At 61.8% G+C, this 26304-nt stretch carries 24 protein-coding genes and 1 pseudogene; 12 read left to right on the top strand and 13 right to left on the bottom strand.

Translation table 11 applies throughout. The annotated features are described in order from the left end of the window. Position 1: 1 nt before the first annotated feature. The 5 genes from N2600_RS32275 to N2600_RS32255 all read right to left on the bottom strand — a co-directional run bounded on the left by N2600_RS32275 (position 2) and on the right by N2600_RS32255 (position 3614). On the bottom strand, positions 2–661 hold the full coding sequence (locus tag N2600_RS32275) for a glutathione S-transferase family protein (protein WP_260299796.1): 660 nt from the start codon (positions 659–661) through the stop codon (positions 2–4). Next, positions 658–1503, bottom strand: coding sequence for an aromatic ring-hydroxylating oxygenase subunit alpha (locus N2600_RS32270; RefSeq protein ID WP_260299795.1), 846 nt, complete (start codon positions 1501–1503; stop codon positions 658–660). The genes N2600_RS32275 and N2600_RS32270 overlap by 4 nt, the downstream gene beginning before the upstream one ends. Further along, a complete protein-coding gene (locus N2600_RS32265; RefSeq protein WP_260299794.1) occupies positions 1500–2150 on the bottom strand; it encodes a Rieske (2Fe-2S) protein in 651 nt (216 codons plus the stop codon). Before N2600_RS32265 ends, N2600_RS32270 begins: the two co-directional genes overlap by 4 nt. Positions 2151–2305: 155 nt before the next feature. After that, the gene (locus tag N2600_RS32260) at positions 2306–2572 is read right to left on the bottom strand and encodes an acylphosphatase (protein WP_162117541.1); all 267 of its coding nucleotides are present in this window, start codon (positions 2570–2572) and stop codon (positions 2306–2308) included. Positions 2573–2720: 148 nt separating this feature from the next. Continuing rightward, on the bottom strand, positions 2721–3614 hold the full coding sequence (locus N2600_RS32255) for a LysR family transcriptional regulator (protein WP_260299793.1): 894 nt from the start codon (positions 3612–3614) through the stop codon (positions 2721–2723). Positions 3615–3728: 114 nt separating this feature from the next. On the opposite strand from N2600_RS32255, the gene N2600_RS32250 reads away from it, so the two are divergent. The 5 genes and pseudogenes from N2600_RS32250 to N2600_RS32230 all read left to right on the top strand — a co-directional run. Further along, entirely contained in the window at positions 3729–4361 is a 633-nt protein-coding gene (locus tag N2600_RS32250) for a DsbA family protein (protein WP_260299792.1), read from the top strand. A 104-nt stretch (positions 4362–4465) separates the two neighbouring features. Beyond that, positions 4466–5368 carry an MBL fold metallo-hydrolase gene (locus N2600_RS32245; protein WP_222293944.1) on the top strand — a complete coding sequence of 301 codons (903 nt, stop codon included), beginning with the start codon at positions 4466–4468 and terminating at the stop codon, positions 5366–5368. A 165-nt stretch (positions 5369–5533) separates the two neighbouring features. After that, the gene (locus N2600_RS32240) at positions 5534–5776 is read left to right on the top strand and encodes a type II toxin-antitoxin system ParD family antitoxin (protein ID WP_260299791.1); all 243 of its coding nucleotides are present in this window, start codon (positions 5534–5536) and stop codon (positions 5774–5776) included. After that, on the top strand, positions 5773–6066 hold the full coding sequence (locus N2600_RS32235; RefSeq protein ID WP_017968612.1) for a type II toxin-antitoxin system RelE/ParE family toxin: 294 nt from the start codon (positions 5773–5775) through the stop codon (positions 6064–6066). Before N2600_RS32240 ends, N2600_RS32235 begins: the two co-directional genes overlap by 4 nt. 281 nt (positions 6067–6347) lie before the next feature. Then, a pseudogene (locus N2600_RS32230) lies at positions 6348–6914 on the top strand (helix-turn-helix domain-containing protein); the annotation flags it as partial. Positions 6915–7358: 444 nt separating this feature from the next. On the opposite strand, the gene N2600_RS32225 reads toward N2600_RS32230, so the two are convergent. From N2600_RS32225 to N2600_RS32205, 5 genes are read right to left on the bottom strand one after another with little or no spacing between them, the layout of a single operon-like run. Then, the gene (locus tag N2600_RS32225; protein ID WP_260112152.1) at positions 7359–8591 is read right to left on the bottom strand and encodes an amidohydrolase family protein; all 1233 of its coding nucleotides are present in this window, start codon (positions 8589–8591) and stop codon (positions 7359–7361) included. Between the two features lie 9 nt (positions 8592–8600). Beyond that, positions 8601–9950, bottom strand: coding sequence for an 8-oxoguanine deaminase (locus N2600_RS32220; RefSeq protein ID WP_260112151.1), 1350 nt, complete (start codon positions 9948–9950; stop codon positions 8601–8603). Positions 9951–9987: 37 nt separating this feature from the next. After that, positions 9988–11184, bottom strand: coding sequence for an amidohydrolase (locus tag N2600_RS32215; protein ID WP_260299790.1), 1197 nt, complete (start codon positions 11182–11184; stop codon positions 9988–9990). An 18-nt stretch (positions 11185–11202) separates the two neighbouring features. After that, the gene (locus tag N2600_RS32210) at positions 11203–12240 is read right to left on the bottom strand and encodes a questin oxidase family protein (protein WP_260299789.1); all 1038 of its coding nucleotides are present in this window, start codon (positions 12238–12240) and stop codon (positions 11203–11205) included. After that, the gene (locus N2600_RS32205; protein ID WP_260112148.1) at positions 12237–13688 is read right to left on the bottom strand and encodes an FAD-dependent oxidoreductase; all 1452 of its coding nucleotides are present in this window, start codon (positions 13686–13688) and stop codon (positions 12237–12239) included. Before N2600_RS32205 ends, N2600_RS32210 begins: the two co-directional genes overlap by 4 nt. Positions 13689–13906: 218 nt before the next feature. Here N2600_RS32205 and N2600_RS32200 point away from each other — a divergent pair, with 218 nt between their 5' ends. From N2600_RS32200 to N2600_RS32190, 3 genes are all read left to right on the top strand, one after another. Then, positions 13907–15193, top strand: a complete 1287-nt coding sequence (locus N2600_RS32200) for an ABC transporter substrate-binding protein (RefSeq protein WP_024322518.1) — start codon at positions 13907–13909, stop codon at positions 15191–15193. 151 nt (positions 15194–15344) lie between these two features. Then, entirely contained in the window at positions 15345–16286 is a 942-nt protein-coding gene (locus tag N2600_RS32195; RefSeq protein ID WP_162117523.1) for a carbohydrate ABC transporter permease, read from the top strand. After that, positions 16283–17101: a carbohydrate ABC transporter permease gene (locus tag N2600_RS32190; protein ID WP_260112147.1), complete on the top strand. Its 819-nt coding sequence runs from the start codon at positions 16283–16285 to the stop codon at positions 17099–17101. Before N2600_RS32195 ends, N2600_RS32190 begins: the two co-directional genes overlap by 4 nt. Before the next feature lie 116 nt (positions 17102–17217). Here N2600_RS32190 and N2600_RS32185 read toward each other — a convergent pair whose 3' ends face one another. Together N2600_RS32185 and N2600_RS32180 are read right to left on the bottom strand one after the other, a co-directional pair. Next, positions 17218–18366 carry an ABC transporter ATP-binding protein gene (locus tag N2600_RS32185; RefSeq protein WP_170281469.1) on the bottom strand — a complete coding sequence of 383 codons (1149 nt, stop codon included), beginning with the start codon at positions 18364–18366 and terminating at the stop codon, positions 17218–17220. A gap of 46 nt (positions 18367–18412) precedes the next feature. After that, the gene (locus N2600_RS32180; protein WP_260112146.1) at positions 18413–19198 is read right to left on the bottom strand and encodes an SDR family NAD(P)-dependent oxidoreductase; all 786 of its coding nucleotides are present in this window, start codon (positions 19196–19198) and stop codon (positions 18413–18415) included. A gap of 164 nt (positions 19199–19362) precedes the next feature. Here N2600_RS32180 and N2600_RS32175 point away from each other — a divergent pair, with 164 nt between their 5' ends. From N2600_RS32175 to N2600_RS32160, 4 genes are all read left to right on the top strand, one after another. After that, complete coding sequence (locus tag N2600_RS32175; protein WP_260112145.1) at positions 19363–20214, top strand: DeoR/GlpR family DNA-binding transcription regulator; 852 nt, start codon at positions 19363–19365, stop codon at positions 20212–20214. Positions 20215–20280: 66 nt separating this feature from the next. Beyond that, entirely contained in the window at positions 20281–21081 is an 801-nt protein-coding gene (locus tag N2600_RS32170) for a BtpA/SgcQ family protein (protein ID WP_222385011.1), read from the top strand. Positions 21082–21096: 15 nt separating this feature from the next. Beyond that, positions 21097–22578: an FGGY-family carbohydrate kinase gene (locus N2600_RS32165; RefSeq protein ID WP_260299788.1), complete on the top strand. Its 1482-nt coding sequence runs from the start codon at positions 21097–21099 to the stop codon at positions 22576–22578. Positions 22579–22650: 72 nt separating this feature from the next. Beyond that, positions 22651–24210 carry a gamma-glutamyltransferase family protein gene (locus N2600_RS32160; RefSeq protein ID WP_260299820.1) on the top strand — a complete coding sequence of 520 codons (1560 nt, stop codon included), beginning with the start codon at positions 22651–22653 and terminating at the stop codon, positions 24208–24210. Positions 24211–24301: 91 nt separating this feature from the next. Here N2600_RS32160 and N2600_RS32155 read toward each other — a convergent pair whose 3' ends face one another. After that, complete coding sequence (locus N2600_RS32155) at positions 24302–26263, bottom strand: elongation factor G (RefSeq protein ID WP_260299787.1); 1962 nt, start codon at positions 26261–26263, stop codon at positions 24302–24304. Positions 26264–26304: the final 41 nt, after the last annotated feature.

The following is a 26304-nucleotide window of genomic DNA, read 5'->3' as shown; positions in this document are numbered from 1 at the left end:
CTCACGCCTCGCCCGGTTCGATATGAGGTTCGGGCTTCAACTCGTGCAGCCGGTGAATACCTGGCATCTCGATAAATTTGTCGAGGGCGCGCAGCGCCCGTGACCAGAGCCGGATCGCAGGATAAGCATCCAGCGTGACGCCCCCATCGGGCGCCAGCGCCACATAGGGAAAGCAGGCGATGTCGGCAATTGTCGGCCGGTCGGCGGCGAGGAAGCGCATGCCGCCAAGACCCTGCTCCACAAGCCCGGCTTCAAGCTCGCGAAGGGCGGCGATGCCCAGAGCCTGCAGCGCGCCGATATCGCCGGGACGCAGCAGCATCTCATGGAGCCGCGCTGCCCCGAGACTTGCTGTCAGCCGGCCGGAGAAGGACAGCCATTGCTGTACCCGCGCCGCTTCCTCGGCCTTGCCGCTGCCGAGCCATTCGGGTGCTGCCTTGGTGGCGAGATAGACAAGGATCGCCGACGATTCCGTCAGGATCAGGTCGCTATCCTCCAGGATCGGAATGGAGCCTGCCGGATTGAGCGCAAGCAGTTCGGCGCCGCGATGCTCGGCGCCGGGATGGAAATCCACCGGCCGCAGGTCAAGCTTCACGCCGGTCAGCGCCGCCATCAGGCGCACCTTGTAGCAACTGGGCGAGAGAATGTAGTCGTAGAGCTTCATTGCGCCACCAGTTGTGCGCCATAGGTATAGTTGTGGCGCTTCAGCCAGCGCCGGTAGGCGATCGATGTCAGATCGGCCCGCGTCGGGATTTCCATGCCGGGGTCGAGCGGCAGCAGCCGCGGGATCTGGTTTTCGAGGATCGAACGGTCCTGCAGAAAGATCGTCTGCTGGAAGTGGATGAGGTCGATCATCGCGGTCTCGTCGTCGAAGAGCGCCATCCATGGCCAGACGTCGCACAGGTCCTCGGCCAGCGGCTGCACGAAGAGCGTGATGACATCCCATTCGCTCGGGCGCGGCGGGCAGGTCTTGTAAAGCACCGAGCAAGTGGGCGCCGGCACGCGGTACATGTATTCCGTGGTGATCCCGCCGCTTGCCGACTTCGAGGCCTGCGGCTGGTAGAACTTCACCTGCGTTGCCCAGACCTCGTCTTCTTCCTCGCGGATCTCGACCTTGTAGTTCTGGACCTCCGTATGCGGCTCTGCGCCGAGAATATCGGTATGGACGAAGGGGAAATGGGCGATGTCGAGGAAGTTCTCGACGGCACGCAGCGGCGAGCAGCGCACCCGCACCACGCCGACATCGACGAAGCGGCGACCGGGCTGGTCAGCCTCGGGAATGGGAAAAAGTTCCTTCTTCGGCTCGCCGAGGGAGGACCAGACATGGCCGTAACGGACGCGCACCGGCAGAACACGGCCATCTACGCCCGTCACCTTCGCATTGCCATCGGCATCGCGCGCCACTTCGATCGGCTCGCCCATCAGCGCCGTCGTGCGGCCGGCGCTGTCGAGCTGGCTGAAAAGCCCGACCGGATACCATTCGTCGATCATCGCCTGCATGGTCATTGCGCGATCTTCCTCTGAATATCCTCGGCCCGGCGGCGCAGGCTTTCGGCGGCCCGTGAAGCTCCGATACCCGCGGCAGGGCCGGCATCGCCCTTCAGCAGCACATGGATCAGCGTCTGTCCGTCTTCTTGGGCGGATAATAGCAGACAGACGGCCCCGGTGGATGCGTCGATCTCGACAAGACCATCAGCGCTCGTCTTGCCGCCGGCCGCCGCCTCGATCGCGGCGATGCCGGCGAACGCTGTCAGGGAGCGCAGGGGAACGAGGCCCTCCAGCCTCGGCGGCTTCGATGTGGGCGTACCCACGGCCACCCAGATCACGCTGCCCGCTTCCTCGACATCATGGGTGGCGACGCGGATGGTTTCCGGCGGCATCAGCCCCGGATGGGCCGGGATGCGGAGACAGTTTCCGGCCTGGCCATAGCTCCAGCCGTGATAGATGCAGGAAAGCGCCTCGCCGCGCACGAAGCCGTGAGACAAGCGCATGCCGCGGTGCGGACAGCGATCTGCCGATGCCGATATGCGCCCCGAAGCGCTGCGCCACAGGGCAATCGATCCGGCGGCCGTCCAAGCCGGCATCACGGTTCCGGCCGGCAAATCCCGGGAAAGGGCGACTGGCGTCCAAAAGCCCGTCGTATCGGAAGGCATGACTAGAATTCCCAAACAAAACCAAATGCTTGCCGATCAAGTCCAGCATCGGCGCCGAGGCTATTCCGCCGCAACCTTATCAGGTTTGCATAATTATTTCGCATTGGCAATATTGAGTAAATAATATGCACCGATGAAATGCGCGAGAGCCCGGACTAGGTCCTTTCGCCGCTGATCGCCGTTCGATCTATCCTCTCGACCCACACGTCGATAGGCCCGAGAGAGCATCCCATCTCCAGCATGTCGATCAACTCCTCCGGCCCAGCAACCTCAAGTTCGATCCGCATGGAACTCGTATGAGATACGGTGTGCGAGAGGCCAAGCTTGGCGGCATGACGCCGGATCCAGGGAACGAAGGAGGCAACCTCCAGATCACCGACAATCGTCATCCGTTCTAGAAGGTAGCTTGTATCTTGTCCCATGCTCACACTTGTTTTCCTACACCATAGCGCTTGAATGAACTTCGGGAAGCGGTCGCCGTCAAGGCGAGAATATGGCGTCGGAGTTTCCTTTGCAAAGCCCTGCGACGGCATACCAATTCCCCGGCACTTAAGGCTGCTTCGGAGCAACTCAAGCGGGCGGGCGACCGTCCGTAAGCATTGCGACAAAGGCCGTGACTTTGGGAGTGCGGAACCGAGCTGCCGGATAGACGACATAGATTCCTCCGGCCGGCAGGCTCCAGTCCGGCAACAATCTTGTCAATCGGCCGGCGTCTATATGCTCTCCAGCCAGAAAATCCGGAAGCACGGACATGCCTGCTCCAGCAAGCGTGGCCGCGAGAACCGCAGGCGTCGAATTGCTCATTAGGCTCTGCTGCATCCGCACAGTCCGCCGATCGAAATCGCCCTGGATAAACCTCCAGACCACCGGCTCCTTGAGGGCCAGGTTGGCGATAAACGGCTGGCCCGCCGCATCCTCTGGGCTATTCAAATTGAGCGTGGAGGAGAAGCTGGGGGACGCAACAAGAAACTGCCGGAACGAACCGATCCGTCTCGCTTGATGACTGGAGTCATCGAGCCAACCAACGCGGATCGACAGATCGATCTGATTGGCGAGCAAATCCATCTTCGTATCGGCGAGCAGAAGCTCCACCCTGCAAGCGGGGTACTTCTGGATAAACGCCCCAGCAATCGGAGCGATCGTGCTCGCACCATAATCGTTGGGCGCAGCAATGCGTAGCATGCCGGTCGGCTCGGCATTTGCGCGGGTGATTTCACCGACCGCGTCCTCGGCTTCGCGGAAGATCATGACGCAGCGCGCGTAGAGAAGCTTGCCGGCCTCGGTCGGCTCGACGCGTCGCGTTGTTCGCAGGAGCAAGCTGGTTTTCAACTCAGCTTCCAGCCGGGCAACCTGCTGGCTGACGACCGTCTTTGTGATCGCGAGGCGCTCGGCAGCTTTCGTGAACGAGCCGGTATCGACGACGGCTGCGAAATAGGCAAGCCGATTGAGGTTGACAGCCTCCATGACCTTCTTCCCCTTGATTGTAAGCTTTTGACATACATTCTGTCACATTTAACAATATTTATCACTCAATAGAAGTGCGCTATCTGTTGCCCATCGCTTCAAGGATGGTCCGATATGCATCTTACCTATCTCTACGATCCGCTTTGTGGCTGGTGTTATGGTGCGGCGCCGGCGCTCGACAATATGGCCAAGCTCGACAATCTCACCGTCGAGCTTGCGCCGAGCGGACTCTTCGCGGGCGAAGGCGCGCGGCCGCTGGATGAACGTTTCGCAGCCTATGCCTGGCATAATGACCAGCGGATCAACCGGCTCACGGGACAGGTCTTCAGCCAACTCTATCGCGATCAGATTCTCGGGGGCGCGGACACTATGTTCGACTCCGCCCCTGCGACGCTCGGGCTCATTGCGGTCGGCCTTACGCAACTCGACAGAGAGCGCGAAGCTCTGACGGCACTTCAAATCGCCCGTTATGTTGACGGCCGCAATACTTCGGAGATCGTTGTCGTGGCCGACGTTCTCGATCAGGCTGGGTTTTCCGATGCGGCCGCTCGTGTCCGGGCTCCGGACGAGGTTCTGCTCGACGCCTACCGCAACAGGATCGGGAAGTCCCGCCAACTGATGGATGCATTCCGGATGGATGGTGTCCCGGCGCTATTGATCAGCGACGGCGACAAGCGCCGCGTGCTGCGCAGCGATGCCTTGTTCGGCGGCTTTGACCAACTTGCTGCCGAGCTTCAGGCGGCGTGATCGTTCATTGTCAGCAGACCGTTCCATGAACTACCGACAAAGCCTGCCGGGGGGCAACGCTCACGGCAGCAGAAAATCGAAACTGGCGATCATCGGAGACAACCATGTATTCAAGGAGAGAAATCATGAAAACCACACTCGCAGCCGGCGCGGTGGCCGTTTTCGCGCCTGCCGGTCTCGGCAACGCAGCCGGATCAAAGCTGGCCTGGAAGCACTTCCCCGCCGGCCAAAATGGCTTCTTTCGCGCTCCGGTGCTGCTGACCGGCCCCAGCGAAGCGTTGCTGATCGACGGCGGCTTCAGCTATCCCGACGGCCATGCGCTGGCGGAAGCCATCAAGGCCACGGGCAAGACGCTGACCGCGATTTATGTCAGCCAGTCCGATCCCGACTATTACTTCAGCCTCAAGCCGGTCCTCGAAGCCTTTCCCGGCACAAAAGTGCTGGCCGCCTCCGATACGATTGCAGCGATCAAGGGCAACGTCGAGAAAAAGCTTGCCGTTTGGGGGCCGCAGCTCAAGGAGAACGGCCCGCAGACCCTTGCAGACATCGTCATGCCCGAAGCCTTCGACGCTCCAAGCCTCACAGTCGATGGTGAGACCGTCGAGATTGTCGCGGCCGAGGCGGGGTTAAGCAATCGCCGGTACCTGTTCGTGCCGTCGCTGAACGCCGTTTTCGGGGGCGTCATGATTTTCTCCGGCGTCCACGTATGGACGGCCGACACCCAGGCATCGGAGCAGCGTGCCGCTTGGGTGGCCACCCTCGACAAGATCAGCGCCCGCAAGCCGACGATTGTCGTTCCCGGTCACATGATGCCGGAAGCGGCAACCGATCTGTCCGCCGTCGAACACACGAAGAGCTATCTGCTCGCTTTTGAGGAAGAACGCGCCAAGGCCGCCGATTCCGCCGCGCTGAAGGCCGCCATGGAAGCCCGCTTCCCGGGTCTTGGTATGGGCGTTGCGCTCGACATAGGCGCCAAAGTCGCCAAGGGAGAAATGAAGTGGGGCTGAACAGCCGATCTTTAAACTGATCCGAAGGGCCTGGGAGGGCCCTTCACCTCCGGCAAGGCCGCAAAAGTGGTGATGCAGTCGTCAGGTCCGCATCTCATCAAGGCGTTCGATCCTTTGACAAACTTTGCCAAAATCGGTTATATTGCCTTCAAATGGAGGTTATCAATGGCCACGATGAACGTATCTCTTCCGGGCGCGATGAAGGATTGGGTGGAGGCCCAGGCCAGGACCGGGCGATATTCGAATGCTAGCGACTACGTGCGCGACCTGATCCGACGCGACCAGACGCGAAACGACAAGATCGCCGCCATGCAAAGCTTCGTCGAGGCCGGGCTCCAAAGCGGTGTTGGCGTTCGATCAAAGGATGAACTCTTTGCTGAGGCGATGGCTCGTACCAGCAAGTCATGAGTTTTAGGCTTTCTGCCGAAGCGGAAGAGGACATCATTGCGATCGCCGAGCAAGGTGTGCGTCTGTTCGGGGCAGGCCAAGCAAAGCGATACCACGATGAACTTTTCGCATTATTTGATCTGATAGCTGCCAATCCACGCATCGCGCGCGAACGGGATGAGATCGATCCGCCCGTTAGAATTCATCCCTTCAAAGCGCATCTAATCGTTTATCGGATCGAAAATGATGAAACAATTTTTGTAATACGAATTCGCCACGCGCATGAAGACTGGGCAACTGATTCAATTTAGCGCACCTCGGATGGAGCTGTGGGATTTGGTGTGTCTCAGCTTCGAATCGGGGAGGGCCAAGACCCGATCCCGAAGAGAAGCAAGGCCCCGTGAACGACATCAGATGCGATGTAAATGGAAGCTCGACAGCGCTTGACTTCAACACGCCGAATAGAGAAGTTCCATAATTCAGCTTATGCCATTTTACACAACCCGTGATTGTAGCCGCAAAGTTGAAGTGTCCTGTTTCTGCAAAGTTGGAATGTCATTCTCCCCGGGTTTGATGACGGTGGAGATTGCGGATGGGACTGATAGCGATGAGCGAGCGCGACCTGCAGCGGATCGAGATCCTATCGAAAGTGATCGCCGGCCATATGATGATGGTGTCGGCGGCGCATGTGCTTGATCTGAGCGAGCGCCAGGTGCGACGGCTGTTGGAGCGGATCCGCACTGGTGGTGCGGCGTCGATCCGGCACAAGGCGATCGGTCGGCCGTCGAACAACCGGATTAGTGACGGTGTTCGAGATTACGCGGTGACGCTGGTTCGCGAACGCTATGCAGACTTCGGGCCGACATTGGCGGCTGAGAAGCTTGCCGAGCGCGATGGACTGCATGTGTCGCGCGAGACGTTGCGCGGCTGGATGACAGGGGCCGGCCTTTGGCTGTCGCGCAAGCAGCGGCGGACGTTCCATCAGCCACGCTTGCGGCGCGAGGCCTATGGCGAGCTGATACAGATCGATGGCTCCGAGCACCGCTGGTTTGAGGACCGCAGTGACCCGTGTTCGCTGCTGGTGTTCGTCGACGATGCGACGGGCAGGTTGATGCAGTTGCGCTTTGTCCGTTCGGAAAGCGCCTTGGCCTATATCAAGGAGCGCCAGGAGCAGCAGTCGCAGCCTGATGTAAAGACCAACAGCGAGAAGAACGGCTATGTGCGACGTGCTCGCGGTCCGGGACGGCGGAAGGATTTCATGAACGATCCCGCCGTCATTGCCCGCCGGCGACAAGCGCTCTCTGACCTCGATGCGGCGGAATGACCGGCTGCTCCAACTGTCCAAGCTAAAGCCGCAGGGGAGCATCTCACCCGCCCCCTCCCTTCCCTTGCAACCCGGTCCAGCCGGTCCGGTCGGGGGCTTGCCTCAGCGCAAGTGGACATGCCGAGTGTCGCATTTCTAAATAGCTGAAGACGCGTCCGAAGTGACACTTCTACTTTGCACACAAACGGACATTCCAACCTTGCCGCCACATACACAACCCGTGATTGCTTTACCTTCGACTGGCTCATCGCGAGAACTCCAGCAAAGCGTATGCGGTGCCTAGCCTGGGTCCAGGAAAAGCTGCGGCCGCGGGCGAAGGAAGCTCCGGCGACCATTTTTCCACCCGGCGCTCGCCGGCGCGATTGTCGCGACGGCATCGGCAGCCGAGGGGGCGTCGAAGAGGACGATATCTGCCGCGCTGCCTATCGCAATGCCGTAAGCCTTTCTTCCCAGGAGGGTGGCAGCCTGTGTCGTGATCATGGCGAAGACGCCGTCGAGGCCACCGGGAGTGCCGATCTGGGCGATGTTGGCGTAAAGATTGGCCATGCGCATCAGGTTGACGTCGCCGAACGGCGTGAACGGATTCAGGACATTGTTGGTGGAGATGGTCGCGACGACGCCGAGCGTTGCTAGCCGGTGAGCGGGTGTCACGCCGCGCGGCACGAGATGGGTCGAACTCCGACCGGTCAGGAAGAGATCGGTGGCCGGCAGGACGGTCAATGCGATGCCAGCCTCGGCGAGACGGCGGCCGATCGGCTCCAACTCTTCCGGCGGCAAAGCAGAGAGCTTGGTGACGTGGCCGACCGAAACGCGCCCCTGGTAGTGGCGAGCGAGTGTCTCGGCTATGACGACAGGGAGATTTGAGCCTGCGGGATCGAGGTCGAAATCGAGATGGAAATCGACGGCGACGTCGTGGCGCACGGCGAGGTCGAAGATGCGGCGGATGTGTTCGGTCGGTTCCGGATCGGTGTAGGGGCAGCCCCCCACCAGATCGGCCCCCACCTTCAGCGCCTGTTCGAGCATGCCCTCCGTACCGGGATCGTTCGTCAGACCTTCCTGCGCGAATGCGCAGATTTCGATGTCGATGAGGCTGGTATAGTCGGCCTTCAATTTTCTGATCGCCTCAAACGAGCGGAAGCCGGCGCGCGGGTCGATCTCGACGAAGGTGCGCAGGCGAGTGGTGCCGTTGACGATCGCCTTTTCGATGACCGCGGCAGCGCGGGCATAGACATCTTCCTCGGTGAAGGCCGCCTTGGCCCTCGAGGTCTCGCTGACGGCCTCGGCGAGCGTCCCGGTGCAGAGATTGCAGCGGCTGAAAATGCCGGCCTTGTCGAGGTGAATGTGGGTCTCGATCAGGCCGGCGCAGGCGAATTTCCCTCCGGCATCATGGTGCGGCGCGTCGCAGACGAAGCGAGGTGCGATTGCCGCGACGCGGCCTGCCTCGAATGCGATGTCGGTCGGTTCGGTCAAGCCGGCCATACGGACATTGCGGACGACGAAATCGATCGCCATGGGGCCTCCTCAGACCGACAGAAGAAAATTGCGGGCGACGCGGTTATGATCGGCAATCAGCGCCTCGATATCGACACCCTCCGGCATGCCGTCGGTGACGCGCCATTCGCCTGCGATCATGACGCGATCAGCCGTGGTCGCGCCGCAGAGCACAAGGGCTGCCAGCGGATCGCCAGCACCGGAGAAACGCAATTCATCGAGCTTGTAGAAGGCTAGATCCGCCTGGCGGCCCGGCGCGATGATCCCGATGTCGTCGCGACCGAGCAGCCTTGCCGAGCCAGCGCTTCCCCAACGCAGCGCGTCGAGATGGGTAACGGCTTCGGCGCCATAGGTCAGACGGTTCAGCATCAGGGCATGGCGCACGCTTTCCATCAGGTTGGAATTGTCGTTGGAAGCCGAGCCGTCGACGCCAAGGCCGACTGGCACTCCTGCGGCTTCCAGCTCGCAGGTGCGGCACATGCCTGATGCAAGCACCATGTTGGATGTCGGACAATGGCAGATGCCGACGCCGTGCCGGCCGAGTTCGACGATCTCGGCATCGTCGAAATGAATGCCGTGGGCGAGCCAAGTGCGGGCACTCAGCCAGTTGCAGCGGTCGAGATATTCCACTGGCGTGCAGGCGAATTTGCTGCGGCAGAATTCTGCTTCCGCCCTGGTCTCGACCAGATGGGTATGAAGACGGCAATCGTAGCGTTCCGCCAGTGCCGCCGATTCGCGCATCAGTTCCAGCGTGACGTCGAAGGGCGCGCAGGGCGCGAGCGCCACCTGCGTCATCGCCCCTTCGGAGCGGTCGTGATAACGCCGGAGCACACGCTCGCTGTCGGCAAGGATCACATCGTCATCCTGCACGACATTGGCGGGCGAAATCACGCCTTGCTGGTCCTTGATATTGAGACTGCCCCGCGTCAGCGTGATGCGCATGCCGAGGCGAGCCGCCTCCTCGGCTTCGACATCCATCGCGTCTTCGAGACCGGCGGCATAGAGATAGTGGTGATCGGAGGTGGTGGTGCAGCCGGAGAGGAGGAGCTCGGTCAGCGCAAGACGGACGGCAAGACGGAAGGCTTCGGGCGTCATGTGCCTCGCCCAGATTGGATAGAGCGCACGGATCCATGGCCAAAGCGACTTGTTGATCGCAGCCGGATGGGCGCGCGTCAGCGTCTGGAACATATGGTGATGGGTGTTGACGAGACCGGGGATGACGACATGCCGGCCGGCGTCGAAGTGTGCATCGACGGGGGTCGAAGGCTGCCGTCCAGCTGCGACCAGCTCGACGATGCGGCCATTCTCGATGACGATACCTCCTTCGGCGCCTTCTGCCATGATGGCGAGCGGCGATCGGATCCAAAGTCGGCCCTTCATCTGCGGTGCTCCCATGCGCCATACATTGATGGAAAAATCAGACGACGAGCCGGCCCCCGCGGGCGATAATAGTGCCGCCGCGAAAGACGATGCGATCGAGGGGACGGGCAGCGACGGCTTCTGCCAGCGACGCTGCGGGCAAAATAACAAAATCAGCAGGTGAGCCGGCCTGGAGCGGGCCGACGGGACGGCCGAGGATTTCGGCCGGCGCCTGCGTCGCCAGGCGGAAGGCCGCCGCCAGATCCTCATCCGAACGGAAATCCTGGCGATCGCAGAGGATGCCGACACGCTCCAGCATGTCGCCATTGCCGAACGGCGACCAGGCGTCGCGGATATTGTCGTTGGCGCAGAACAGCCGGACGCCGGCGGCGGCAAGCCGCTTGACCGGTGGCATTGGCACGGCTCCTGGCGCGCTGGTCATGATCGCCACGCCCGATCTGGCGAGTGCGGCGGCAGTGCGGCCGAATTCGGCATCGTCCAACTCGCCGAGGCAGAAAGCGTGGCTGACGACCACCTTGCCTTCGAGGCCGAGTGCTGCCGTGCGATCGGCGATCTGGCGAAGTTCGAAGGCGCCGAGTGCACCGCCGTCATGCAGATGGATATCGAGCCCGACACCGTATTTGCCGGCGACGGAAAAGATCGCATCGAGATGGCCGGTCACATCGTTGTCGATCCCGGCGGGATCGAGGCCACCGACGAGATCGGCGCCGGCGGCGATCGCCGCATCGAGCAGCCCGGCCGTGCCGGGATCGCGCAGCACGCCGGATTGCGGGAAGGCAACGGTCTGGATATCGACGAGATGACCATGGCTCTGCTTCAGCGAGAGCACGGCCTCGAGGCCTTTCAAGCCGATTTCGGTATCGATGTCGACATGGCTGCGAACGGAAAGTGTGCCGTAGGCTGCGAGCTTCTCCAGCAGCGCGCCGCCGCGGGCTTCGACCGGCAGCGCCACCATGCGCCGCAGCGTTTTCTCCGCTTCGATCCGTTTGGCGACCGTATCGCCCGGAATATGCGGGATGAATGGCAAGCCAATCAGCGTCTTGTCCAGATGAATATGGCCGTCGACGAAGGGAAGGCAGAGCAGGCCGCCGGCAGCATCGAAACGCGGCACTGCGGGGTCGATGCCGGCGGCCGCGTTCGGGCCGATCGCGGCGATCCGGTCATTGTTCAGAATAAGCAAGACGATCTCGCCGGCTTCGGTCCTGGCGTTTTCGACTACGAGGCTCGGCGTCATCAATTCTTCCATCATCCGTTATGCAATCAGCCCGACCCGGCGCGCCGCAACGACGCGATAGAGCGGATCCTTCCACACCTCTTCCTCCTGCAGGGCAGAAAAGACCAGGCTGACATCGTGTTCGTCGTCCGAGGATACCGCGGCGCGTTTGATCTCCGCCCAGGCAGGCGCCTGTCGTCTGCGCATTTCTTCCAGCGCTTCGGCGGTGGGGAGCGCTGGAAAACCGATCTTCGGCACCAGTGAGGCGATCACCTGCCAGAAGGCGCGGTAGAAAGGCTCGGGATTTTCGAGGTGCGGAGAGACGAGGCGCAGCCAGTGCATGCCGGTGACGGAATGGAGTGCGGTGAAATCCATGGTTCCGGCAAAGAGGGCAAGCGAGGTCGCGGCCATACGGCGCGGTGTATCGGCGCTGAAAGCCAGACGGTCGATAACGGGGCGGAAGCCCGGAAGTGCGGCGACGGCGCGGATATTATGCCAGAGCAGATCGGTTTCCGGCTCATAATCGCGGATGCCTTCGATATTGCCGACATCGGCAAGCACGCTCCCCGGATCATCCGTATCGGGCGCGGCACCGGTCGCGGATGGCAGCGGCAGATAGCAGGCCGCCCAATAGCCGAGCGCAGTGCCAACCTCCTGGTCGTCCTTCTTGAGCACACCGTAGGCAAGGCGCATCAGCGGATGCGTGGCGCTGCCGGCAAGGCCGTTCACCATGGCGGGCAAATAGGTGCGGATGACGGCATCGATGCCGAGCCGGCGGGTTTCGTCGATGAAGAAGGGGCGGTAATCCGCCTCGCGCGTACGATCGCCGAGCGCCTCGGCCCATTGCGCCCTGATAATCGGGGCAATCGGCGGCGGCACGGGCGGAAGTGCATGGCTCTCGCGATATTGTTCGTACCATTGTTCCAGCCGTTCGGGCGAGGCGCCGAGGCGATCGAGCGCGATCAGCACCATCGGAACGTGGTTGGCCAGCAGATAGGGAAATTCGACGCTATCCTCGCGGGCCCGCAAAAGGATGGTCTCCAATCCCGAAAATTTAACGGCGGCAGCCTGTCTCATGCCAGAACCTCCCTTGATGTCGTAACGTCCTCGTCTATGCCGGGATCGAAATGCGGTTCGTCATAGGCGGCCAACGCTTCAAGATACCGGTTGGAGTCCTCGATGAACAGCGCTTTCACCAAGGCGCTGACGACGCGCGGCACACCGAATTTGAGACCGGTGACGCCGTTGCTGATCGGGCCGAGGCTCGCCAGCGCGCCGGTATTGAACATATGGATGCGCGAGACCCAGCCGGCTTCGGCATGCCTGGGCGTGAGTTCGAAACCAGGACCGAGATAGGGATGGCCGCCAAGCAGGGCGTTCTCCTCCCCCTGCGGCGGTTGGAAACAATCCTTCCAAAACGCTGCGGTGTCGGCGAGGCCGGCAAGCTCGGGCCGGAGCGCGAAATTAATCTCGTAACCGGTGCCGAGCAGGAGATGATCGGCATGATAAATGCCGTTTGCGGTCGTCAGCTTGACCTTGCCGCCGTCCATCGACAGTTCACGGACACCACAACCGAGTTGCATGGTGAAACCAGGGTGGCTACGGGCTCGCTCATATTGCTCCTGGGTCGGCGGCACCTTGAAATTGAAGTAGAGGTGGGCGAACCGCCAGCGCTCCAGATCCGGCAGGTCGGCGAAATGGCCGAGAAAGCCGGGGAAATTTGTCCAGGCAAGAACCTCGGTGCGCGGCAGATCGGTGCTCCGCGCAAACATCGTCACCTCTCGGGCGCCGGTTTCCAGCGCCGCCACCGCCCAGTCAAAGCTCGACGTGCCGCCGCCAAGGATTGCGACATCCCTGCCCTTGAGAAAATCGATCGGTATCGGCTCATTGCTATGCGTCCAGGCGGATTTCGGTAGCGCCTTGACCATTGCGGGTATGCGCGGGCCGCCGCAGCCGTCGATGCCGGTTGCCATCACCAGCCGGCGGCAGCTGACCGTGCGGCTGGTGCCGTCAGCATTTGACAGCGTGAGAGCGAGTCCGCCTTCCGCCTGATCGATCGAGGAAAGCGTCGTGTCGTTTTCGACGTCGATGCCGACGGTCCTTCGAAACCAGATGAGATAGGCCATCCAGTCCTGGCGGCCGATCTTGTCGAGCGCGTCCCAGGCGTCGGCGCCATTCAGCGCCTCGTACCAGGAACGCAGCGTCAGGCTCGGGATGCCGAGATCCGGGCCTGAGAGATATTTCGGCGAACGCAGGGTCTGCATGCGGGCGCAGGTGATCCAGGGGCCTTCGCGGCCCTCCTCGCTCTGATCGATCACATGAACAGACCTGATACCGCGCCGCTTCAGGGCGAAGGCGATCGACAGGCCGGAGAGGCCAGCGCCGCAGATCACAACGGAATGCAGCTCGTCCCGGTCTTCATCGCCCAGCGTCGGCCAGCCGGCACAGAGCGCCTCAATGCGCGCCATTTCATCATGGGCGCGGCATTCCAGCTCTCTCAGGCGCTCATCGGGCGTGGTCTTCATGAAGGTGCAGCTCGCCGCGTTGGACAGGACAGTATAGACGCGCAGGGAATGATCAACTCCCTGCTATTTTTTATGCAACGCGCACAAAATATGGACATTTATGCGCGAATATGTTCTAATTTGTGATTTTTAATGTTTGTGCTTTTTTGTCAAGTGCGCTTGAGTGCGATTTTGTTTGATGTATAGTGCCTCAAGCCAATCAAAAAAGGGGAGCAAAAATGAAATCGCTCAACAGTCTCACACGGAAATTGGCGATCGCGGGCCTCGTCTCGGTCGCATTTGTGGGCTCCGCTATCGGCGCCGACAAGAAATATGAGGGCATCACGCTCACGCTTGCCTCGCAGAACGACCAGTTCGCCGCCGTTCTGGCTGCCATCGCCCCCAAATTCACCGAAGAGACGGGGGCCAACGTCAAGGTCGACATTCTCGATTACGGCTCGCTGTTGACCAAGACCACGACCGATTTCGTCGGCGGCACCGGCGGCTACGACCTGGTGACGATGGATATCGTCTGGGCGGGCCAATATGCAGAAAACAAATACACCGTCGATCTCACCGAGTGGATGAAGCGCGACGCCGCCGAACTGAAGCTCGACGACATCTATCCGACGCTTCTCAACGCGCTTGGCCACTGGGGAGACAAGCAGGTCGCCTTTCCCTTTGCCGGTTATGCCAACGTGCTTGCCTATCGCAAGGATCTCTTCGATGCCGCCGGCCTGAAGGCGCCGACGACGATGGAGGAAATGGTCGAGGCCGCCTACAAGCTGACCGACCCCAGCAAGAAGATCTACGGCTTCGTCGCCAACGGCCAGAAGGGCCCGGCGGTCGCGCAGGACTGGATGCAGTACAATACCGAGATGGGCGGTTCGATCCTCGGTTCCGACGGCAAGCCAGCGCTGAATTCCGAAGCCAATATCAAGAGCCTGACCGTCTATAAGGACCTCTTCATGAAAGCGGCACCTCCCGGCGCCGTTAATTATGACTGGGGCGGACGCGAGGAAAGCTTCCGCCAGGGCATTGCTGCGACCATGCAGACATGGTCGGTCGGTGCGCCCGGCTATTATGATCCGTCGATTTCCAAGATCGTCGACAAGGTGGCGATCACGACGGCGCCCCGCGGCGCCGGTCTGCCGAAGGTCTATGGGATCGGCGGCTGGGGCATGGCGATCAACGCCGGCATCAAGGACACGCAGAAGGAAGCCGCCTGGGCCTTCATTAAGTGGCTAGTCAGTCCGCCGGTGCACAAGGAATTCAACATGATGGGCGCCGGCAGCTTCCTGCGCAAGAGCGAGATGACCGATCCCGATCTGCTGAAGAAGTTCCCCTTCCTGCCTGTCATCGCCGAAACCTTCGAGCATGGTGACGGCGAATATCGTCCGCGCATCCCGCAATATCCAGAGATTCAGGACCTGCTCGGCACCGCCGTCAACGACGTGCTCGTCGGCAATGCCGATCCCAAGAAGGCGCTCGACGCCGCTCAGGAAGCCGCTGCAAAGCTCTTCTGAGGACAATACGGTTTCCTCCCCGGGGCCGCGGCCTATGTCGCGGCCCTGCCGTTCGAGACCATTGATCCGATGCGCCTCAGGCTTCATGATCGGGTGAGCCCGGGCTCGATCCCGGTAGCGCGCATCGAACCAGGAACCTGATGGACATGACGTGACCCTATCCCTCACTTCCGCGCTGAAGCCCTCCCCGGCCTTGAGCGTTTCCTATCTGGAGCGCAGGCGGCTGTTCTTCATCCTGATGACGCTGCCGGCCTTCATCTACGTGCTCGTCATCGGCGTCTGGCCGCTGGCGCAGGGCATCTGGTTCAGCCTCTACGAATATAATCTGCTCAAGCCGGCGCGGACGCATTTCGTCGGCCTCGGCAACTATATCGACCTCCTCTCCGACCCGGTGACACGCGGGGCCTTCGTCAATACCGTCATCTTCACGGTCGGTGCCGTGACTGTCGAACTGCTGCTCGGCTTTGCCATTGCGCTGGCGCTCTGGCGCGATGACCGCTTCAATCGGATCTGCCTGGCGCTGATCCTGATACCGGTGACGATCACGCCGCTGGTGGTCGGACTGATCTTCCGGGCGCTGCTGCTCTCCGATTACGGGCTTGTCGGCTATTATCTCGCCGAGTTCGGGCTTTCCGATCCGCGTGGGCTTTTTGCCAATCCGAGTTCGGCGCTGGCGACCCTTATCTTCGTCGACATATGGGAATGGACGCCGTTGGTGGCGCTGATCCTGCTTGCTGGCCTGAAAGCGCTGCCGGGCGATATTCTCGAGGCATCGGAAGTGGATGGGGCAACGGCGCTGCAGCGACTGAGAATCATCGTCATTCCGCTGATGCTGCCTTCGATCCTGCTGGCGCTGACGCTGCGCACCATCGATGCCTTCCGCATCTTCGACAGCGTTTACGTGACGACGGGCGGCGGGCCGGGCAACGCGACCAACACGCTGATGCTGCATGCGGTGAAACAGGGTCTGGAATTCTTCAATATCGGCCGCGCCTCGGCGATCTCCAACCTGACACTGATCTGCATCGCCGTAATCGCGGCAGGCTTCATCCTGTTGATCCGCAAGGCGGACAGAAAGGCGAACGGGCGATGAGCACACGCACCTTGAGCCGCATCGGCGAGCGCGCCTTCATCCTTGTCATGCTCGCCTTTTTCCTGCTGCCCTTCCTGTGGCTGGCATCGACCGCCTACAAGCCGTCGCGCGACATCTTCTCGATCCCGCCAAGACTGACTTTTACACCGACCCTCGAGCAGTTCGCGACGGTCTTCCGCCTGTTCGACGTCTGGAGCCTCGTATCGTCAAGCCTGCTGATCGCCGGCGGTTCGGTGATCTTGTCGCTGCTTCTCGGCGTGCCGGCAGGCTATGCGCTGGCACGCTCGACCAGCCGCTATGCCATTGCGGTCGCCTATTTCTTCATGGCAATCCGCATGGTGCCGGCGGTGGCGGCGCTGATCCCCTTCTATTTGATGATGCGCGATATCGGGCTGCTCGGCAGTTGGGTCGCCGTCGTGCTCATCAACGCGATGCTGAACTCGGCCTTCGTCACCTGGATGATGTTTTCCTATTTCCGCAGCCTGCCGAAAGAGCTGGAAGAGGCGGCGCTGACAGATGGCTGCACTCTGTTCGGCTCCTTCTGGCGCGTGGCGCTGCCGGCGGTGCGCTCAGGCGTCGTCGCCTCCACGCTGTTCTGCCTGATGTTTTCTTGGAACGACTTCCTCTATCCGATGTTTCTCACTCGGCTCGATTCCAAGCCGATCTCGGTGGCGCTGCTTTCAGCCTATGGCACGAAGGACATCACCTGGGGCACGCTCGGCGCGCTGGCGCATTTTTCGACGATCCCGATCGTGTTGATCGTGCTCTTCCTCAACCGTTATTTCGTGCAGGGCCTGACAAAAGGCATTCACTAGCGCATCGGCCCGAAAATCGGAATGGATTTTCGGAAAGCACGATGCGTAGATTCAAAGTGTTACAGCGTCCTTTGCGCGTCTGAAAAGACGCGCGGCGCTGTAAAGAGACGATGCGCTCAAGCGCGGATCGCTGCTTCGGTGGCGGCATCGAAGACGTGAACGCGGGCGGGGTCGGCGGCAAGCGACAGGCGCTCGCCGATCTTGACGCGGCGGGTGCCGTCAATGATGAGGCGCAGGCGCGGGGCAGATAGCGTCACGTCGTCCTCTTCGGCCGAAAGCGACTTCAGCCGGTCGGCGGCCTCAACATCGACATGAACGAGCAGGTTGGCGCCGAGATCCTCGACGAAGGCAACGGTTCCAGTGAGACCGCCCGCGTCGACCGGTTGGAATGCTTCCGGTCGGATGCCGAGCACAACGGCACGCCCGGCGGCGGAGGCGATGCGCGGCCGCTCGGCGAGCACCTCGCCCGAAAAAACGATGGATACCTGGCCGAAGCGAGCCTCGGGGCCGTTCTCCGTCGCGAAGAGATCAGTCGCTAGCAGGTTCATCGCCGGCGAGCCCATGAAGCTCGCGACGAACAGATTGGCCGGCTGATCATAGAGGCTGCGCGGCGTGCCGAGTTGCTGCAGGACGCCGCTTTTCATGACGGCGACGCGATCGCCCATGGTCATGGCTTCGACCTGGTCGTGGGTGACATAGACCGTGGTGATGCCCGACATCTTCTGCATGCGGGCGATTTCGGCGCGCATCTGGCCGCGCAGGCGAGCATCGAGATTGGAAAGCGGCTCGTCCATCAGGAAGGCCTGAGGGCTGCGGGCGAGCGCCCGGCCCATGGCGACGCGCTGGCGCTGGCCGCCGGAGAGTTGGGCGGGCTTGCGGGCGAGATAGTCCTCGAGCTCCAGGAGCTTTGCCGTCTCCTGCACCTTGCTGGCGATGTCGGCCTTGTCGAGGCCGCGGACGCGAAGGCCGAAGCCGATATTCTCGGCCACCGTCAGATGCGGGTAAAGCGCGTAGGACTGGAAGACCATGGCGATATCGCGATCGCGCGGGGCAAGATCGTTGACGACGGCGCCGTTGATCGTCAGGCGGCCGTCGGTGATCTCCTCGAGGCCGGCGATCATACGCAGCGCCGTCGATTTGCCGCAGCCGGAGGGACCGACAAGCACCAGGAATTCGCCGTCGCGGATGGTCATGTTCAGGTTGCGGATCGCCGCATAGCCATCGCCGTAGCTCTTGCTGATCTGGTCGAAGACGATTTCAGCCATGCTCTTTCCTTGCCGAACGGGGGACCTGCCGTGGAACCTGGATGGGTCAGGTCGTGTAGACGCCGCCGGTGACGTTGACGCCCTGCCCGGTCATGAAGCGCGCCGAATTCGAGCAGAGGAAAACGACGACATCGGCCACGTCGTCAGCCGTTTCTAGCCGGCCGAGCGGCGTCTGGGCGATATAATCCGCAACGACGCGTTCGGGCGTGACGCCGCGCAGGCTCGCTTCCCAGGCGATCTCGCGTTCCTGCATGCCGGTCTTGACGAAACCGGGGCAGACGGCGTTGACGCGAATGCCTGAAGCCGCGAGCTCGCGGGCGAGCGCCTGCGTCCAGCCGAGCACGGCAAACTTGCTGGCGGAATAATGAGCCAGCAACGGGGCGCCGATCTTTGCGGCAAGCGAGGCAGTGTTGACGATGACGCCGGTCCCGGTGCTCGTGAAACGGCGAGCAGCAATCTGGTTGGTCAGGAAGATGCCGCGAATGTTGACGTCGAAATTATAGTCCCACTCCTCGTCGGTCAGTTCCAGCGCATGCTGCATCGTGGAGACACCAGCATTGGCGCAGAGGATCTCGTAACCGCCTGTCCTCTCGATCACCTCGGAAAAGGTCGCCTCGACGGAGGCACGCTTGCGAACGTCGATCGCATAGGCAGTGGCGCCGTTGCCGATCTCGGCCGCCGTCTGTTCGGCGGCCGCCAGGTTGATGTCGCAGATCGCCACCTGGATCGACTGGCGGGAGAGCGCGGTCGCGATCGCGCGCCCTATCCCAGTCGCTCCGCCGGTGACGATCGCACGCTTGCCGGATAGTTCTGGAAAGCTCGGAGATTGCATGCTCGCCCTCATCGACTGGAAACATCACCGATCATATAACAACAAAATCATACACAACAAGCAAAATTTATGTTTGAATTTGTTCGAGTCATTCGATACATAGGGAGCAACAATCAGACAATCGTAGCCACGAGTTGCGACGGCGGGAGGATGAGAACGATATCATGGACGCGGAACAGCAGATGGTCGCCGCAGCGGAAAAACCGAAGGTTCTGGCCCAGGTGCGGCATGCGCGCATCCTGGAGACACTGGCCCGCAAAGGCGCGGTCTCGGTCAGCGATGTCGCCTCCCAGCTTGCCGTTTCCGAAATGACCGTCCGCCGCGACCTGATCGAACTCGAAAAGGACGGCAGGCTAGTGCGCACCCATGGCGGCGCGGTGCGCAGCGGCAAGGCCTTCGAGCCAATCGCCAGCGAAACGGTCGATCGCGAGGAGCCGACCTTCGAATCCCGGCTGACGCGCAATGCCGCCGCGAAGCGGACGATCGCGATGGCGGCGGCAGGCGTTGCTGCCGGCGCGCGAACCCTGGCGCTCGACGTTGGCACCACCACCTATCTGCTGTCCGGCCTGCTGCTCAACCAGCCGCATACGAAGATCTTCACCAACAGCGTACGCAATGCCATGCAGCTCGGCACTGGCTTCGGCGAAGTCTATCTACCCGGCGGGCGCATGCGCGGCGAGGAAATGGCGATCAGCAGCCAGTCCGCCGTTTCGCAATTCGAGGAACTCTGGTTCGATATCGCCTTCGTCGGCGTGTCCGGGATTACGGCGCAGGGAATCTACGACTATTCCTTCGAAGACACCGACATGAAACGGGTTTATCTGCACCGCGCGACGCAGACGGTGGTGCTTTGCGATTCCACCAAGTTCAAGCGTATGTCGCTGGTGCACATCGCGCCGCTGCAGCAATTCGACATGCTGATCACCGATGCCATGCCGCCGGCCGATCTTGCCGATGCGCTCGCCGCCGCTGGCGTCGAGGTGCGCATCGCGCCCGAGGAGCAGCCGCTGCTTTGATTTGCCTTTCCCGCATCCGTCCCCAGCGGGTGCCCGTCCACTCGATTCCGCTTCAGGAGTTCTCACATGGTCTTCGATTTTTTCGGCGTCAAGAAGAAGGCGGTCATCGCCATGGCGCATATCGGAGCCCTGCCCGGCTCGCCCGCCTATGACGCCGCCGGCGGTGTGAACAAGCTCGTCGACGACGTGCTTTCCGACATCGACAAGCTGCAGGCGGGTGGTGTCGACGCCATCATGTTCGGCAACGAGAATGACCGGCCTTACGTCTTCCAGGCGCCGCCGGAAGGGCTGGCGGCGATGACCGCGATCGTCGAGCGGGTGAAACCGCAACTGACCGTGCCGTTCGGCGTCAACTATCTCTGGGATCCCTCGGCAAGCGTTGCGATCGGTGCGGTGACGGGCGCGAGCTTCGTTCGCGAGATCTTCACCGGCGTCTTTGCATCAGACATGGGCATCTGGCAGCCGGATTGCGCCAAGGCGGCACGGCTGCGACACAGCCTCGGCCGCGACGACATGAAGATGCTCTTCAACATCAACGCGGAATTTGCCCATTCGCTGGACCAGCGACCGATTGAACTCAGGGCGAAGAGTGCCGTGTTCTCATCGCTTGCCGATGCCATCCTGGTGTCGGGACCACTGACCGGACAGGCCGTCGATCAATCGGACCTCAGGCGCGTTTGCGAGACGGTCAAGGATGTCCCTGTCTTTGCCAATACCGGCGTCAACAAGGACAATGTGCGCGACATATTGAGCGTTGCCAGCGGCGTCATCATCGGCACGCATTTCAAGGTGGACGGCAATACCTGGAACCCGGTCGACGGCGACCGGGTCAAGCGCTTCATGGAGATCGTCGATGCGCTGCGCTAGGTGAAGGGACCCGCCATGTCCATCACGCTCGGCCTCGATATCGGCACCACCTCCACCATCGGCATCTTGATCGAGCTGCCGAACCGCGTGCTCGGCCTCACCTCACGACCGTCAACGCTTCATTCGCCGCAGCATGGCTGGGCCGAGGAAGACCCGGCGGAATGGTGGTCGAATGTCTGCGAGATCACTAGGGAACTTCTTGCAACGACCGGGATCGAGGCCGGGAAAACCTCGGCTGTCGGCGTGACCGGCATGCTGCCGGCGGTCGTGCTGCTTGATGACGCCGGCTACGTGCTGAGGCCGAGCATCCAGCAGAGCGACGGGCGCTGCGGTGAGCAGGTCGAGGAACTTAGGGCCGAATGGAATGAAGCGGATTTTCTCGCCAAGGCGGGAAACGGCATCAACCAGCAACTGGTGACGGCGAAGCTGCGCTGGATCGCCCGGCATGAGCCTATTGTTTTCGAGCGCATTGCCACCGTCATGGGGTCCTATGATTTCATCAACTGGAAACTGACCGGCGAAAAGGCGATCGAACAGAATTGGGCGCTGGAAGCGGGTTTCGTCGATATAAACACCGGCAAGCTCGACGACGAACTGATCGGGCTTGCCAGAGTCCGGCGGGACGCCATTCCCAGGAAGGCCGCTTCGCATGAGGTGCTTGGCCATCTGACCGACGAGGCGGCGAAGGCCACGGGGCTCGCACCCGGAACGCCTGTTATCGGCGGGGCGGCCGACATGATCGCCTCGGCCTTCGGCGCGGGGATCAACAAGGCGGGCGACGTGTTGCTGAAATTCGGGGGCGCGGTCGATATCCTGACGGCGACGGACGTCGTGCGGCCCGACCCGCGCATGTTCCTCGATTATCACCTGGTTCCGGGGCTTTACATGCCGAACGGCTGCATGTCGACCGGCGGCTCGGGGCTCAACTGGTTCATCAGCACCTTCGCCGGGCGCGAGCAAATCGCGGCCAAGGCGGAGGGAATATCCGTGTACCGCTATCTCGATCGGCTGGCGGCGGCATGCGCGCCCGGCGCGGACGGGCTGACGATCCTGCCTTACTTCCTCGGCGAGAAGACGCCGATCCATGATGCCGGTGCGCGCGGCCTGATTGACGGGTTGACGCTGTCGCATCATATAGGCCATCTCTGGCGGGCGATGCTGGAAGCCTACGCCTATGCGCTGCGCCATCATATCGACGTGCTGAACGACATCGGCCATCCGACAACGCGTTTCATCGTTTCCGACGGGGGGTCGCAGAGCCGGATCTGGATGCAGATCGTTTCCGACGTGCTGCAGCAGCCACTGCAGGGTCTGACCGGCCATCCCGGCTCCTGCCTCGGTGTCGCCTGGGTCGCGGCGATCGGTGCGGGGTTGACCGAGGATTGGTCCGGTGTGACGGCCTTTGTCGGCCAGGGTGAAAGGATCCTCCCCGATCCCGACAATGCAGCGGTTTATGATCGGGGTTATCGGACCTATCGTGGGCTTTACAGGCCATAGACCCAGCGAGATTTGAGCGTGACGACACCGGCAGAACGGGATTCCACGAGACAGGCAGTCGGGCGTGGCGGCATGATAACAAGCCCGCATGCGCTGGCGAGCGAGGCGGGTGCGGCGATCCTGCAAGCCGGCGGCAATGCGCTGGAAGCTGCGATCGCCATCGGCAGCACCATTGCCGTCGTCTACCCGCATTTCTGCGGGCTTGGCGGCGATTCCGTCTGGATCGTTGCCGATCGCAGCGGGCGGAAAACATGTTTTCTCGGCATCGGCCAGGCGGCGCGGGAACTGCCGGATTTCGACGGCAGCATTCCGCTGCGCGGACCGCTTTCGGCGCTGACCTCGGCCTGCGCCGTCGATGCGTGGCGGCACGCGCATGACTATTCCGCGCGGCACTGGGGCGGAAAGATCGATTTCCCCATGTTGCTTGCCGATGCGATCCGTCATGCCGAAGCGGGATTTCCTGTTACGCGCTCGCAGAGTTTCTGGCTTGGCTTCCGGCAGGCGGAGGCAGCCGGCTGGCCGAATTTTTGCGCACTTTTCATGCCGGATGGCGCGGCGCCCGAAACTGGCAGCCTGTTCCGGCAGGAGAATTTGGCGCTGTCGCTTTCGCTGATTGCCCGTGACGGCCCGCGTTCATTCTACGAGGGCGAACTCGGCACGAGGATTGCGGCGGGCCTGCAGGCCGCGGGCTCTCCGCTGACCAGCGACGATCTTAAGGCAACCCGAACGCGCGAAATGGCACCCGTCAGTCTCTCGTATCGCGATTTCGAGCTGCTTGCGCCGCCGCCGCCGACACAGGGTCTGTCGACACTGGCGATCATGGGCATTCTCGCCCATTTCGATCTTGCCGCGCATACGGCCGGCAGCGCCGATCATCTCCATTTCTGCGTCGAAGCCGTCAAACGCGCCTTCCTCGACCGCAGCGGCATTGCCGATCCCGATGTCGTGCCGCAGCCGGTGGAGGAATGGCTGAGCGCGCAGCATCTTGCGCAGGCGGCAGCCTCCATTGATCCGGCACGCGCGCTCGAATGGCCGGCGCCCTTTCACAGCGGCGACACCGTGTTCTTTGCCGCAACCGACGCAGAGGGCGGCAGCGTCAGCGTCTTGCAAAGCACCTATTTCGACTGGGGCAGCGGCATCGTGGTCGGCGATACGGGTATTCTCTGGCAGAACCGCGGGGCCGCCTTTTCGTCCGATCCTAAGCATGTCAATGGCATCGCACCCGGCAAACGGCCTTTCTATACTCTGAATCCCGGCCTCGGCCTGCGCAACGGCAAGCCCGCCCTGCTCTACGGCACACAAGGCGCCGACGGCCAGCCGCAGACGCTGGCAATGCTGCTAACCCGGCTGATCGACTTCGATGAGGAACCGGCAGCCGCGCTGGCGGGTCCGCGCTTTCTTCTCGGCAAAACCTTTTCCGACAGCCGTGACAGCCTGAAGCTGGAAAGCGACGCCGGCGAAGCTGTACTTGCCGAACTGGCCGCACGAGGCCACGTACTGTCACCGATCGAGGCGCAGAGCCCGCTTGCAGGTCAGGCAGGTGTGATCGCTATCGACGAGGACGGCATGGCGACCGGCGCACATGATCCACGTGGCGACGGATTGGCGATTGGGATCTCTTCCCGAGCATGAGTTATGGGGTTATGCGTCGGCGAGACGCGCTCAAACGCAAGGGCGGGCGTGAGCCCGGCTCTGTGAACGAGCATGAAGTGGCGAGAACGTTTCAGTGTGCGGTGCCTGGTTCCTCGTGTGCCCTCACGATGGCGTCCGCTTCCTTGCCGTATAGCTCCTCGAAGTGATCGAAGGTCTTGGAAAAGTAACCAATGCCCTGCGTCGCCGAGCGCAGCGCCCGCGCCAGATCGTCAAGTGCGCCGCCCGGAATAAGTGCGCGGAAAATGTCCCATCCCTTAGCGGTTTCATCCCGGTCGAAGCCGAGAACCTGACCCTTGAGAGCGGAGACGATCTGGACGAGGCTGCCGGAATAGATCGACGGAATGTGAATTTCGCTGCGGAAGACCGGTTGCATTAAAACGGCCGACCCTTCGGAAAGCGCCTGTCGCACTCCCATTTTCGACGCAGTCCTGAAGGCGTGTTCCGAACTGTCGACGGCATGGTACTGACCATCGAACAGCGTTACGCCGACATCGATGACCTCGAAGCCGAGCGGCCCTTTCTCCATCGCTTCGCGCGCGCCTGCTTCGACGGCAGGGATGTAGTTGCGCGGAACGACGCCACCCTTGACGGTTTCGCTGAAGGTGAAGCCCCGGCCGCGCTCGTTGGGGCGAATGCTCAGCTTCACATCCGCGAATTGCCCGGCACCGCCGGTCTGTTTGCGATGCCGGTAGTGAACCTCGGACGGCTTCGCGATTGTCTCGCGGTAGATCGGGCTGGGCATTCGATCGGTGACCTCGATGTGGAAGACGTCGGACAGAGTTCGGCAAAGATCACGCAGATGCACCGGCCCCTGGGCGCGGATGAGCTGGGCGCCCGTGCCTTCCTCCTGCAAGACTTCCAGACCGCGATCCGTCTCGGAAAGTTTCGCCAGCGTTTCGGAGAGCTTGTTTTCATCGCGTTCGCTGCCCGGGACCAGGATCCTTTCCAGCATCGGCGTAGGCGGCTCGGTCCATTCGGGCGAGGCGACCGGTGCGTGTGATGTCAACAGCGACGGGACGGGCAAGTGGTCGGACTTGACTGTTGCGAAGACATCCCCCGGTGCAGGCACGATCGCCGAGCTGGACCGTCCGTTTGCGGGATCCTGCACGGCGCCGAGGCTGGAGCCGCCCAGTAATGCGCCTTGCCGCAGTCCCTCGCTAAGTGCGCGCACCAGCACCGTCTTGCCGATATTCTGACGATGATAGGCATGGAAGCTCACAGCGGTCAGCTTGTTTTCATCGACATTGCCCGCACGAGCCAGGCGCTGTCGAAGAACCCCTACCGGCGGCGCCTCGTGGCGCAGCGCCTTCATCAGCCTCATCATGCCGTTGCCGTGACTTGCGGCACCGATCAAGATCGGGATAATTCTGTTTTCCCTGAGAACCCGCGATGAAATGGCATAGAGCGCGTCGCTGGGCGGCTCGCGGTCCTCGATCAGTTCCTCGAGAAGCCAGTCATCGAATTCGGACAAGTGTTCCAGGAGCTCGCTGCGCGCTTCGTGCTCGCGCTCGGCGGTGCTTTCGGGGATTGCGATCAGCGCCGAAGTCTGGCCTTCCCGGTAGCGCCACGCCCGTTCCGAAATCAGATCGCAACTGCCAATGATCCTATCCCCCTCGCGGATCGGAATCTGGCGAAGCAGAAGGGTCTGGTTGGTGTAGTCTTGAAGCGCGGCGATCACATCCCTCAGCCGCCCTCTCGGTTCGTCCATCCGGTTGACGAAGAGGATGCACGGCGTCCCCGAGGCTTCGACGATCCGCAGATAGGGCGCGGCGAGCACAGCCTCCTCGGGTGCCGATGAAACGCACAGTATGCAGGCGTCGCTGGCAAGAAGCGCGTGCTGTGCATGCACCAACGCTTCGTTGGGTCCTGGCGCATCCAGCGCACACCACGCCTCGTTTCCAAAGGTGAATTCTGTGAGATTCAATCCATAAGGGGACCTGGATTTTCTCGGCGCTCCCTCCAGGGAGCCGAGCTTTTCCACCACTGTTGATTTTCCGGTCTGCGAAGGTCCAAGCACGGTAAAGCAGCGCATCGGCATTCCTCCAACTGCCATAAACACGATATTCAACCATC

It is taken from the genome of Rhizobium sp. WSM1274, from assembly GCF_025200775.1.
GTDB lineage: Bacteria > Pseudomonadota > Alphaproteobacteria > Rhizobiales > Rhizobiaceae > Rhizobium > Rhizobium leguminosarum_I.
The sequence above is the reverse complement of the archived record's forward strand: the minus strand, read 5'-3'. Positions and strand labels throughout refer to the sequence as shown.